Annotated in this window: 12 protein-coding genes; 4 read left to right on the forward strand and 8 right to left on the reverse strand. The window is 60.3% G+C overall.

Going from position 1 to position 12010, the window contains the following annotated elements; genetic code table 11:
* Positions 1-9: 9 nt before the first annotated feature.
* From T3A99_RS01050 to T3A99_RS01070, 5 genes are all read right to left on the reverse strand, one after another.
* Positions 10-543, reverse strand: a complete 534-nt coding sequence (locus T3A99_RS01050; RefSeq protein WP_047228722.1) for a C40 family peptidase — start codon at positions 541-543, stop codon at positions 10-12.
* A 165-nt stretch (positions 544-708) separates the two neighbouring features.
* Positions 709-1335: a C40 family peptidase gene (locus T3A99_RS01055; protein ID WP_047228723.1), complete on the reverse strand. Its 627-nt coding sequence runs from the start codon at positions 1333-1335 to the stop codon at positions 709-711.
* A gap of 211 nt (positions 1336-1546) precedes the next feature.
* Positions 1547-2251 carry a DnaA regulatory inactivator Hda gene (hda, locus tag T3A99_RS01060; RefSeq protein WP_003178999.1) on the reverse strand — a complete coding sequence of 235 codons (705 nt, stop codon included), beginning with the start codon at positions 2249-2251 and terminating at the stop codon, positions 1547-1549.
* 181 nt (positions 2252-2432) lie between these two features.
* Positions 2433-3506 carry an AI-2E family transporter gene (locus T3A99_RS01065; RefSeq protein ID WP_047228724.1) on the reverse strand — a complete coding sequence of 358 codons (1074 nt, stop codon included), beginning with the start codon at positions 3504-3506 and terminating at the stop codon, positions 2433-2435.
* A 31-nt stretch (positions 3507-3537) separates the two neighbouring features.
* Positions 3538-4596: a DUF2066 domain-containing protein gene (locus tag T3A99_RS01070; protein WP_047228725.1), complete on the reverse strand. Its 1059-nt coding sequence runs from the start codon at positions 4594-4596 to the stop codon at positions 3538-3540.
* 365 nt (positions 4597-4961) lie between these two features.
* Between T3A99_RS01070 and purM the strand changes: the two genes are divergently transcribed.
* From purM to T3A99_RS01090, 4 genes are all read left to right on the forward strand, one after another.
* Positions 4962-6020: a phosphoribosylformylglycinamidine cyclo-ligase gene (gene purM / locus T3A99_RS01075; protein ID WP_092457205.1), complete on the forward strand. Its 1059-nt coding sequence runs from the start codon at positions 4962-4964 to the stop codon at positions 6018-6020.
* Positions 6020-6682, forward strand: coding sequence for a phosphoribosylglycinamide formyltransferase (gene purN / locus T3A99_RS01080; RefSeq protein ID WP_047228727.1), 663 nt, complete (start codon positions 6020-6022; stop codon positions 6680-6682). Before purM ends, purN begins: the two co-directional genes overlap by 1 nt.
* Before the next feature lie 8 nt (positions 6683-6690).
* A complete protein-coding gene (locus tag T3A99_RS01085) occupies positions 6691-7404 on the forward strand; it encodes a DUF3108 domain-containing protein (RefSeq protein ID WP_047228728.1) in 714 nt (237 codons plus the stop codon).
* A gap of 415 nt (positions 7405-7819) precedes the next feature.
* Positions 7820-8014, forward strand: a complete 195-nt coding sequence (locus T3A99_RS01090; RefSeq protein WP_047228729.1) for a hypothetical protein — start codon at positions 7820-7822, stop codon at positions 8012-8014.
* 123 nt (positions 8015-8137) lie between these two features.
* On the opposite strand, the gene T3A99_RS01095 is transcribed toward T3A99_RS01090, so the two are convergent.
* The 3 genes from T3A99_RS01095 to relA all read right to left on the reverse strand — a co-directional run bounded on the left by T3A99_RS01095 (position 8138) and on the right by relA (position 11954).
* The gene (locus tag T3A99_RS01095; protein WP_030142404.1) at positions 8138-8677 is read right to left on the reverse strand and encodes a DUF2058 domain-containing protein; all 540 of its coding nucleotides are present in this window, start codon (positions 8675-8677) and stop codon (positions 8138-8140) included.
* A 26-nt stretch (positions 8678-8703) separates the two neighbouring features.
* On the reverse strand, positions 8704-9537 hold the full coding sequence (gene mazG / locus T3A99_RS01100; RefSeq protein WP_322833868.1) for a nucleoside triphosphate pyrophosphohydrolase: 834 nt from the start codon (positions 9535-9537) through the stop codon (positions 8704-8706).
* Between the two features lie 170 nt (positions 9538-9707).
* Positions 9708-11954: a GTP diphosphokinase gene (relA, locus tag T3A99_RS01105; RefSeq protein WP_047228731.1), complete on the reverse strand. Its 2247-nt coding sequence runs from the start codon at positions 11952-11954 to the stop codon at positions 9708-9710.
* Positions 11955-12010 lie beyond the last annotated feature (56 nt).

Below are 12010 nucleotides of genomic sequence, written 5' to 3' on the forward strand. Positions count from 1 at the left end.
CTTGAATCGTCAGGGATTACGCGCCAGATGCGCCGGTTGCAGCACACGCTTGGCACTGAGATAGGCTTTCTGCCAATAAGCCTTAGACAGGCTATCGAGCTTGACCGTACCCCCGGTCGCTGGCGCGTGGACGAAACGCCCCTCCCCGACATAGATCCCGGCATGGCTGACCTGAGAGCCACCGTTGGTGGCGAAGAAAATCAAATCACCGGTCTGCAACGCCTCCTTACCGACACTCGGGGCGCGCATACCAATCATCTCGCGGGTGGAGCGCGGCAGGGAGATACCGGCCGCATCGCGATACACATAGCCAATCAGGCCACTGCAATCAAAGCCTGAATCCGGCGTATTACCGCCCCAACGATAGGGTGTCCCCACCAACCCCAGCGCCCGGAACAGCACGTCTTCGGCAACCGGGGAAAAGCTTTGCGCGGGTGCGAATACCACCGGAGCCCGCACGGGCGCAGGTGGCGGAGTACGGCTGGCGCAAGCGCTGAGCAGCGCGGCAAGGAGCATGAGAGCGAGGCGGGCCGACGTCGACATATGCAGAACAATCCTGATCTGGATGCGGCTTTTCTGCCGTGGGCATGAAAACAAAGCCGCCTGCGGAGTACGCAGGCGGATTGCCATCAATCAATGATCATGGATTCTAGCGGCTATGAGGCAAACTTCAAGTAAGACTTTAAGTTTGCCTTACAAACTGTGAGCTTACTTGCGAGCAGTGACCACGGTCGGTGCCATCGCGAGTGCGCGCTTGGCTTCGATGAAGGTCTTGCTCCAGTAGCTGTCGCCCAGGCTGTCGATTCGCACGCCACCGCTGCGACGGCTGCTGGAATGGATGAACTGGTTGTCACCCAGGTAGATACCGGCGTGACTGACGCGACCACGACGACCGTTGGTAGCGAAGAACAGCAGGTCGCCCGGCTCAAGCTCGTTACGAGCAACCAGCGGGGCCTTCACGTTGATCATTTCGCGAGTGGAGCGCGGCAGGCTCATGCCAGCCTCTTCGCGAAACAGATACCCGATGAAACCGCTGCAATCGAAGCCGGCCTCGGAGGAACCGCCAAAACGATAGCGGGTACCGATCAAGGACATGCCCCGCTCCAGGATGCTGTCAGCCAGCACCGGAAGCTGATAAGGCTTGCTGCCGGCGAAGTCTGCCAGCTCTTTGTCGGTGGCCATTTCTTCCTCAAGTGCAACAGAGGAAGACTGGGCAGTAACGGAATTTTGAACCTGTGGTTGTTGCGCTTGCTGGGACACTGGAGAGTGGGCAGCACAACCGAACAACAGGGTAACGAGTGCGAGAGGCACCAGGGGTGCGAAGCGACTTAGCATGGGCACGACCGTGGCTGAAGTTGTAAAGATGGCGAGACTATGCCCACTATCAAGCTCATTTGCAAATTCAATCGATGCAAATGTGACTTCTCGGTTTTAGGTTTACATCTAAGCGCCCCAACCGTTTTCAACCCTCTGCAGCCTGCAGCCCAGAAGGGACGCGGGCTGTGCCGTGGTAGAAACAGGCTATAAGCCACTATTGCTGCGACTTCTACCAGCCAAGGGTTTCTTTCAAAAAAGGGATGGTCAGCTTGCGCTGGGCCTGAAGCGACGCCTGGTCGAGACGTTCGAGCAGTTCGAACAACGCGCTCATGCTGCGGGTGCCGCGGGTAAGGATGAAGTGCCCGACCTCATCGGTCAGGTGCAGGCCACGCCGGGAAGCGCGCAACTGCAATGCACGGAGCTTGTCTTCATCGGAGAGCGGGCGCATCTGGAAAATCAGCGCCAGGGTGAGACGGGACTTGAGATCGGCCAGCTTCACCGGCAGCTCCCGCGGCGATGTCGATGCAGCAATCAGCAAACGCCGGCCGCTGTCGCGTAACCGGTTGAACAGGTGAAACAGCGCTTCTTCCCAATCAGCCTTGCCGGCCACCGCCTGAAGATCATCCAGGCAGACCAGTTCGTACTGTTCAAGGTTGTCGAGGATCTCCACGCCGCGATCCAGCAACTCGGCCAATGGCAGATACACCGCCGGCTCACCCAATTGCTCGAACCGCAGGCAAGCGGCCTGCAACAGATGCGTGCGCCCCACCCCGTCCTTGCCCCACAGATAAATCAGGCTCTCGGTCCAGCCGGCGTCGGCTTCGCAAAGCCGCTCGACATAGCCGAGTGCAGCGGCATTGGCGCCTGGGTAGTAGTTGATAAAGGTGGCGTCATCACGCAGACGCACACCTAGGGGCAGCTGAATCGGTTTCATGCTGACTGAACAGTTCCAAAAGAACCGTTAGTGGCCTCTGTGTAAAGTGCGCAAAGTTTATACCCGTGACGCGGACCGCACAATGCGCCGGACCACAAGCAAAATCAAAGGTTTGCAGCGACAGAACGATGGAGCGACGGTTTCCCTGACGCTGGGACAACCGCCGCGCCCGCCATTGGCGCTATAGCTCGGGGTCTTCGACGCCACTGTAGATGTCTGAATCCTTGTACAGATCGTGCATATGACGCACCAGCACCATGATCACCGCCGCCACCGGCAGCGCCAGCAGGACCCCGGTAAAACCGAACAACTCACCCCCTGCCAGGATCGCAAAGATCACCGCCACTGGATGCAGGCCGATGCGATCACCCACCAGCAACGGTGTCAGCACCATGCCTTCCAGCGCTTGCCCGACCATGAACACCGCCACGATGCCGACCATCGGGTACAGATCACCGCCAAACTGGAACAAGCCGGCAATCAACGCCGCGCCGATACCGATGACGAAGCCCATGTAGGGCACGATGGCCGCCAGCCCGGCGATCAAGCCGATCAATAGCCCCAGCTCCAGGCCCACCAGCATCAATCCCGCCGCATAGATGAAGCCCAGCGCCACCATCACCAACAATTGCCCTCGCACAAACGCCCCCAACACTTCATGGCATTCGCCGGTCAGGGTCATGATGCGTTCTTCACGATGGCGTGGCAGCAGGCTGCGAATCTTGGCCATCATCAAGTCCCAGTCGCGCAGCAGATAAAAAGCCACCACCGGAATCAACACCAGGTTCGCCAGCCAACCGATCAACGCCAGCCCCGAGGCTGTGGCCTGGCTCAACACCACACCGACGATGTCAGAGGTCTGGCCCATATGCTCGCTGATGGCCGCCTTGACCTTGTCGAACTTCCAGAAGCCTTCAGCCAACCCCAGCCTCGACTGCACCCACGGCACGGCAGTGTGCTGTAACCAGTCGAGCATCTGCGGCGCCAGCTCGTACAGGCGCATCAGTTGCTTGGCCAGCATCGGTATCAGCACCAGCATCAGAGCAATGACAATCAAGATGATCAGCCCAAACACCGACACCACGCCCCAGGTCCTGGACAGGCCGAGTTTTTCCAGGCGATCTACCAGTGGGTCGAACAGATAGGCCAGGAGCAACGCAACCAGGAACGGCGTGAGGATCGGATGCAGCAAATAGATGAACACAAACAGCAGGGCGACCCCACCCAACCAGAACCAACGCCGCGTATCGCCCATGAACCACTCCTAGCTATATAAGAAAGAAAAACTACCAGCGAAACCGCAGGTTGGCGGTCGGCGCTGGCGCTGGCGCGGCGGCCGGAATGGAGCCATCAGCGGCTGGCTGGGCCATAGGCACTGGCGCGACGGCTTCGCCGGCAGGAATTTCCTGCAGTTTCGCCAGGGCCAATTGCGCTTTCAACTGTTCGGCGCTGCCGTTGACCCGATAAATGATCCGGTCCCCTTCAACCCGCTGCAACTGCCCACCGAACGGCTCGAGCAAACGCCCAAGCGCCGCATAACGCTCCAGGTTCATGCCCTGCACTTCCAGCAGCTGCTCGGTGGCCACGCCCGGCTTGGTAACGAAACGCGGCGCCAGGCGTTGACTCACCGCCAGCATCACCGCATCAGCCAGGGCGGCAGGGTCGGCGCCCTGGGCATTGCCCTGCTCGCGCTGGTCACCCTGCCACAAGCGCCAGGTCGCCTGCCATTGGCCGCCCTCTTCCTTGGCATGGACCGCCAGCAAGGCGTCTGCACCATAACGCTGCGATGCCTCGCGCAGCGGGGCCGGATCACTGCCTTCCAGGTTTGGTGCGGTAGCAACGATCTGCTCGCTCAAATCCGCCAGGGGCAGGTGCAGCGGCAGGCCGCGGTGCTGGGCGGCGCGGCGCAGTGGTTCGGCACTGCCCTGGCCATCGCCTACCAGGTTGGAACCTTCAGCCGAGTCGTTCAGCCACCAGCCCAGGATCGCAGGCCGATTCGCGCCCCACAGCGACAAGCCCGCCGAGCGCAAGGCCCGGTCAGTGCTCGCTGGATCGAAATCCACCTTGAGGCTTTCCGGCGGGCCGGCGTCGTAACCATATTGAAGAATGATCTGCTGGGGGTCCTTGCGGATCGCCGCCAGACCGGGATTCTGCGCGGCCTTGGCATCGCCGGTCAGGCGCAGCACCAGCGTGTCGAGGGCGCGCAAAGTCGCCTGGTCACGCTCTTGCGGGGCCTGGCTGCTGACCGGCTCGAGCACCTGATAGAGGCTATTGAGGTTTTCGGCATGGCTCGCCACGCTGATCAACGACAGGCAGCCCACAGACAAGAGTTTGAAAAAACGCATGGAAGATTCCCGGACATAACGGCTGGAACAGGCCGTGTGAAGAAAATTGAGCATGGCTGTGACCACAGCACCTGGCAAAACATTCACACACCCGCTGGAAGTTTCGCACTGTCATAACCATAGCCGGTTACCGCTACACCTTATACAGACGCATCGCGCAGCACCAATAGGAGAAATATCGGTTTTTTTCCAAGGATATGTCCCTGCCCGTCGGCGCGAGGATGGCCGCTGCCCCTCAAGCCTGATAAAATCGCGCGCCTTCGCAGACCGGCAATGGCTGGGCACCCGGAATAATTCGTACAACGGTTATTCAATGGCCCCGGCGGTCGGTCGTTACCCAGAAATCCCCCCTAAAGGCCTGGATCATGAGCAAGCAACCCTCCCTGAGCTACAAGGACGCCGGTGTAGACATCGACGCCGGTGAAGCATTGGTCGAACGCATCAAGAGCGTCGCCAAGCGCACTGCGCGCCCGGAAGTCATGGGCGGCCTGGGCGGTTTCGGCGCCCTCTGCGAGATCCCGGCCGGCTACAAGCAACCGGTGCTGGTTTCGGGCACTGACGGCGTCGGCACCAAGCTGCGTCTGGCCCTGAACCTGAACAAGCACGACAGCATCGGCATCGACCTGGTGGCCATGTGCGTGAACGACCTGGTGGTGTGCGGCGCCGAGCCGCTGTTCTTCCTCGACTACTACGCCACCGGCAAACTGAACGTCGACACCGCCGCCCAGGTGGTAACCGGCATTGGCGCCGGCTGCGAGCTGTCCGGTTGCTCCCTGGTCGGCGGCGAAACCGCTGAAATGCCAGGCATGTACGAAGGCGAAGACTACGACCTGGCCGGCTTCTGCGTCGGTGTCGTGGAAAAATCCGAAATCATCGACGGTTCGAAAGTCGCCACTGGCGATGCCCTGCTCGCCCTGCCATCGTCCGGCCCGCACTCCAACGGTTACTCGCTGATCCGCAAGATCATCGAAGTCTCGGGTGCCGACATCGAGAACACCCAGCTCGACGGCAAGCCACTGGCCGACCTGCTGATGGCCCCGACCCGCATCTACGTCAAGCCGCTGCTCAAGCTGATCAAGGACACCGGCGCCGTCAAGGCCATGGCCCACATCACCGGTGGCGGCCTACTGGACAACATCCCGCGCGTACTGCCAAAAGGCGCCCAGGCGGTGGTTGACGTGGCGAGCTGGACCCGTCCGGCCGTGTTCGACTGGCTGCAAGAGAAAGGCAACGTCGATGAAACCGAAATGCACCGCGTGCTGAACTGCGGCGTAGGCATGGTGATCTGCGTGGCCCAGGAGCACGTTGAAACGGCCTTGAATGTACTGCGTGAAGCCGGCGAGCAACCTTGGGTCATCGGCCAGATCAGTACCGCCGCCGAAGGCGCTGCCCAGGTCGAGCTGAAAAACCTTAAGGCTCACTGATGCAAGAACAGAAGTCTGCAACCTGTGATGTCGTGGTGCTGTTGTCCGGCACCGGCAGCAACTTGCAGGCCCTGATCGACAGCACGCGGACCGGCGATAGCCCGGTCCGCATCCGCGCGGTGATTTCCAACCGCGCCGATGCCTACGGCCTGCAACGCGCCAGGGATGCGGGTATCGACACCCGCGTCCTGGATCACAAAGCGTTCGATGGCCGCGAAGCCTTCGATGCCGCGCTGATCGAACAGATCGACACGTTCAATCCGCAACTGGTGGTCCTGGCCGGCTTCATGCGCATCCTCAGCGCCGGCTTCGTGCGTCACTACCAGGGCCGCCTGTTCAATATCCATCCATCGCTGCTGCCCAAATACAAAGGGTTACACACTCACCAGCGCGCGCTGGAGGCCGGAGACACGGAGCATGGCTGCTCGGTGCACTTCGTCACCGAGGAACTCGATGGCGGACCACTGGTCGTACAGGCAGTAATACCGGTAGAGTTGCACGACACGCCGCAAAGCCTGGCCCAACGGGTTCACGCCCGGGAACACCAGATCTACCCGATGGCCGTGCGTTGGTTTGCCGAAGGCCGGCTGACCCTCGACGATCGCGGTGCCTCACTGGACGGCCAGTTGCTCGCCGCCAGCGGCCATTTGATTCGATACTAGGAGATTTTATGCGTCGCGCCCTGCTCTTCGCTTGCGCTCTGCTTGCCCTGCCCCTGGCACAGGCCGCAGACCTTCAACCGTTCTCCGCCAGCTACACCGCCGACTGGAAACAGCTGCCCATGAGCGGCACCGCCGAGCGCAGCCTGACCAAAGAGGCCAACGGCACCTGGAAGCTGAGCTTCAAGGCTTCGATGATGATCGCCAGCCTGACGGAAGAAAGCACCCTGACCCTGGACAAGGACACACTGCTGCCACAGTCCTACCACTTTGAACGTGGCGGCTTGGGCAAGGCCAAGAAAGCCGACCTGGATTTCGACTGGAACACGAAGATGGTCACCGGCACCGATCGCGGCGATCCGGTCAAACTGCCACTCAACCGTGGCATGGTCGATAAATCCACTTATCAGTTGGCCCTGCAGCACGACGTGGCGGCCGGCAAGAAAAGCATGAGTTATCAGGTTGTCGATGATGGCGAGATCGACACCTACGACTTCCGCGTACTGGGCCCGGAGAAGGTCGATACCAAAGCCGGCCAGATCGACGCGATCAAGGTCGAGCGCGTGCGCGACCCGACAAAAAGCAAACGCATCACGGTGCTCTGGTTCGCCAAGGATTGGGATTACCTGCTGGTACGCCTGCAACAGGTCGAGACCGACGGCAAGGAGTACAACATCATGCTCCAGGACGGTACGGTCAACGGCAAGGCTGTCAAAGGCAGCTGATCCACACCGATATCAAGAGAAGCCCCGCCCAGTGCGGGGCTTTTTATGCGCGGATTTCCTGAACACTAAAACTGCACCCGCACAAAGTCAGCCTGTGGAAGATGAATCGGTGGGAGCGAGCCTGCTCGCGATAGCGCTAGGTCAGCCGGCATCGGTATTGACTGATACACCGTTATCGCGAGCAGGCTCGCTCCCACAAGGTGACTGCCCGACATTTCACCCCCCCGAAACATGAAAACTTCTTCATGAAAAACACCCTGCGACCGAATGCCGCGCATTGCCTGACCTGCGGGATCGCTGAGTTTTTCATGAAATTTTCTTAACAGGCCCAGGCATTTACTTAGCCGGCTACCCAAATCTATAACAAAGTCCTGCACACGCCTTGCTGCAGATAACAGAGATTGGAGCTTGCAAGATGACTGTGAAAGTAACTGAACGCGATGACGCTCACATGTCCCACGAAGGTATTGCCGCCGGTATCCGCATCTGGGATGTACACCAACAGGACCTGCTGGTGGGGATGTTCCACTCCGAGACGGATGCCCATAACTACAAAGCCGAGCTGGAATGCCAGGAAAGGCAGCGCTCGGCTGAAATGACAGAATCCTGAACGATAAGAATCTCTGTGGGAGCGAGCCTGCTCGCGATAGCGGTGGATCAGCGACATCAATGTTGGCTGACAGACCGCCATCGCGAGCAGGCTCGCTCCCACAGTTTAGTGTTCAGTTCATCCTTACCACATCAAATCATCAGGGATCTGATACGCCGCATACGGATCATCAGCATCCACTTCTTCGGTCTGGGTATTGAGCTGCACGATGCGCTTGGGATCGCGCTCTTGGATCTTCAGGGCCGCTTCGCGCGGGATCACTTCGTAGCCGCCGGCATGATGGACGATCGCCAGCGAGCCGCTGCTCAACTTGTTGCGCATCAGCGTGTTGACCGAGATGCGCTTGACCTTCTTGTCGTCGACAAAGTTGTAATAATCCTCAGTGGTCAGCTTCGGCAAACGCGAGACTTCGATCAATTGCTTGATCTGCGCGGCCCGGGCTTTCTGCTCGGCTTTTTCCTGCTGCTGACGGTTGAGTTCCTGATCGCGCTTGACCTTCTCGGCCATGGCCTCTTGGGCGGCGCGCTGCTGGGAGTCATCCAGTTCGATCTGGCCCTTATGGGCCAGGCGCTGCTGTTTCTGTTTCTCTTTGCCGACCTGCTTGGCCTGCTTTTGGTTGACCAGCCCTGCTTTGAGCAACTGGTCGCGAAGGGAAAGGCTCATGGTGCTTACTCACTTAGGCAACAGCCTCAGCCACAGCTGGGCAAATTCTTTTCCTGACGTTTGGCTTCGCCCCATAAGGCGTCCAACTCTTCGAGGGTGCAATCTTCCATGGGACGGTGGGTGTCGCGCAATGCCTGTTCGATAAATCGGAAACGTCGCTCGAATTTCCCATTGGCGTCACGCAGGGCCGTTTCCGGGTCGATTTTCAGGTGCCGGGCCAGGTTCACTACGCTGAACAGCAGGTCGCCGATCTCATCGCTGATGGCCACCGAATCGTTGTCAGCCATCGCTTCGAGGACTTCGTCCAGCTCCTCCCGGACCTTGTCGAGCACCGGCAACGGGCCTGGCCAGTCGAAACCGACCTGACCGGCACGCTTTTGCAGCTTCGCCGCACGGGACAGCGCCGGCAGCGCCACCGGCACATCGTCGAGCAACGACAACTGCTCGGGCGCCGAGGCTTTCTCGGCCCGTTCCTCGGCCTTGATTGCTTCCCAGCGTTGCTTGACCTGCTCTTCGTTCAGTCGCGGCAAGTCCATGGGCGCATACAGATCACCGGTAGGGAACACATGAGGGTGTCGACGGATCAGCTTGCGGGTGATGCTATCGACCACGCCGGCGAATTCGAAGCGGTTTTCCTCCCGCGCCAACTGGCTGTAATACACCACCTGAAACAACAGGTCGCCCAGCTCACCCTGCAAGTGATCGAAGTCGCCACGCTCAATGGCATCGGCCACTTCGTAGGCTTCTTCCAGGGTATGGGGGACGATGGTCGCGTAGGTCTGCTTGATGTCCCACGGGCACCCGTACTGCGGGTCGCGCAGACGGTTCATCAGATGGAGCAGGTCTTCAAGGCTGTACATCAATCCAACTCATCACAAATCACCCTGTGGGAAATAATCCACTGGGAGTATGCCTGTGGGAGCAGCTTGCTCGCGATTGAGGTGGTGGCCCCAACGTATGTCGGAACTGATCCACCGCTATCGCGAGCAAGCTTTGCTCCCACAGGCTCGCTCCCACATTTGGACCGCGCTTAACCCGGCGTGCGATTACGCCGGGTCTCGATGATGTTCGGCAGTTGGGAAATCCGCCCCAGCAACCGCCCCAGCGCATCCAATCCCGGAATCTCGATGGTCAGGGACATCAGCGCCGTGTTGTCTTCCTTGTTCGAACGGGTGTTGACCGCCAACACGTTGATCCGCTCGTTCAACAACACCTGAGACACGTCACGCAGCAGGCCGGAACGGTCGTAGGCGCGGATGATGATGTCCACCGGGTAGGTGAGCACCGGCACCGGGCCCCAACTGACCTGGATGATCCGCTCCGGCTCACGGCCGGCCAGTTGCAGCACCGAAGCACAGTCCTGGCGGTGGATGCTCACCCCACGGCCCTGGGTGATGTAGCCGACGATCGCATCCCCAGGCAACGGCTGGCAGCAGCCGGCCATCTGGGTCATCAGGTTGCCCACGCCCTGGATCTGGATGTCGCCGCGCTTGCCCGGTTTGTAGCCGGTGGCTTTGCGCGGGATCAGTTCCAACTGCTCGTTGCCGCGTTCCGGCTCCACCAGTTGCTGGGCCAGGTTGACCAGTTGCGCCAGGCGCAAGTCGCCGGCACCGAGAGCGGCGAACATGTCTTCGGCGGTCTTCATGTTGGCCTTTTCGGCCAGCTTGTCGAAATCCACCTGCGGCAGGCCCAGGCGACTGAGTTCGCGCTCGAGCAAAGTCTTGCCGGCGGCGACGTTCTGGTCGCGGGCCTGCAATTTGAACCAGTGAACGATTTTCGCCCGCGCTCGCGATGTGGTGATGTAGCCCAGGTTCGGGTTCAGCCAGTCGCGGCTCGGCGTGCCGTGTTTACTGGTGATGATCTCGACCTGCTCACCGGTTTGCAGGCTGTAGTTGAGCGGCACGATCCGCCCGTTGATCTTGGCGCCACGGCAGTTGTGGCCGATCTCGGTGTGGACGCGATAGGCAAAGTCCAGCGGCGTGGCGCCCTTGGGCAGGTCGATGGCGTGGCCGTCGGGGGTGAAGATGTAGACCCGATCCGGCTCGATATCGACCCGCAATTGTTCGGCCAGACCGCCGATATCACCGAGCTCTTCATGCCACTCGAGCACCTGACGCAGCCAGGAGATTTTCTCTTCGTAGTGGTTGGAGCCCGACTTGACGTCGGTGCCCTTGTATTTCCAATGGGCGCAAACCCCCAGCTCGGCTTCCTCGTGCATGGCGTGGGTGCGAATCTGCACTTCCAGCACCTTGCCCTCCGGACCGATCACCGCCGTGTGCAGCGAGCGATAGCCGTTTTCCTTCGGGTTGGCGATGTAGTCGTCGAACTCCTTGGGGATGTGCCGCCACAAGGTGTGCACGATACCCAGCGCGGTGTAGCAGTCGCGCATTTCCGGGACCAGTACGCGAACGGCGCGAACGTCGTAGATCTGGCTGAACTCCAGGCCTTTGCGCTGCATTTTGCGCCAGATCGAATAGATGTGCTTGGCCCGGCCGCTGATGTCGGCCTCCACACCCGTGGCCTGCAATTCTTCCCTCAACTGGGTCATCACATCCGTGATGAAGCGCTCGCGATCCAGGCGCCGCTCATGCAGCAACTTGGCGATCTGCTTGTACTGGTCGGGCTCCAGGTAGCGGAAGGACAGGTCCTCCAGCTCCCACTTGATATGGCCGATGCCAAGGCGATGGGCCAGGGGGGCGTAGATGTCGAACACTTCCCGGGCGACGCGGTTGCGCTTTTCGTCGTCTGCGGATTTCACCGCGCGGATCGCGCAGGTGCGTTCGGCCAGTTTGATCAGTGCGACGCGCACGTCGTCGACCATGGCCACCAGCATCTTGCGCAGGTTCTCCACCTGGCCCTGGGTGCCCAGGACCATGGACTGGCGCGGACTGAGACTGGCACTGATCGCCGCCATGCGCAGCACGCCGTCGATCAGCTTGGCGACCACCGTACCGAAGCGCTGGCTGACCACCGGCAATTGGATCTGCCCTTCACGCACACCGCGGTATAGCACCGCAGCCACCAGGGAGTCCTGGTCGAGCTTGAGGTCAGCAAGGATTTCGGCGATCTCAAGGCCCGTCTGAAAACTCGAGGTGCCTTCGGACCAGAGGTTCTTCGCCGCGTTGTGCTGCTGTTCCGCTTCACGCGCGAACTCGCAGGCTTCTTTCAAGGCTTCGCGATCCAGTGCCGTGTCGATACTGACCGCGTGATCGAGCCAAGCCTCGAGATTGATACTGCCGTCGGTGTTGATCGGCTGGTGTGCTCTCACCTGTACCATCTTTACATACCTTCCCTATGACGCAGATTCAATGCGTCAATAACGCTGACCTTCGT

The organism is Pseudomonas sp. N-137 (assembly GCF_034555295.1).
Taxonomy (GTDB): domain Bacteria; phylum Pseudomonadota; class Gammaproteobacteria; order Pseudomonadales; family Pseudomonadaceae; genus Aquipseudomonas; species Aquipseudomonas rhizophila.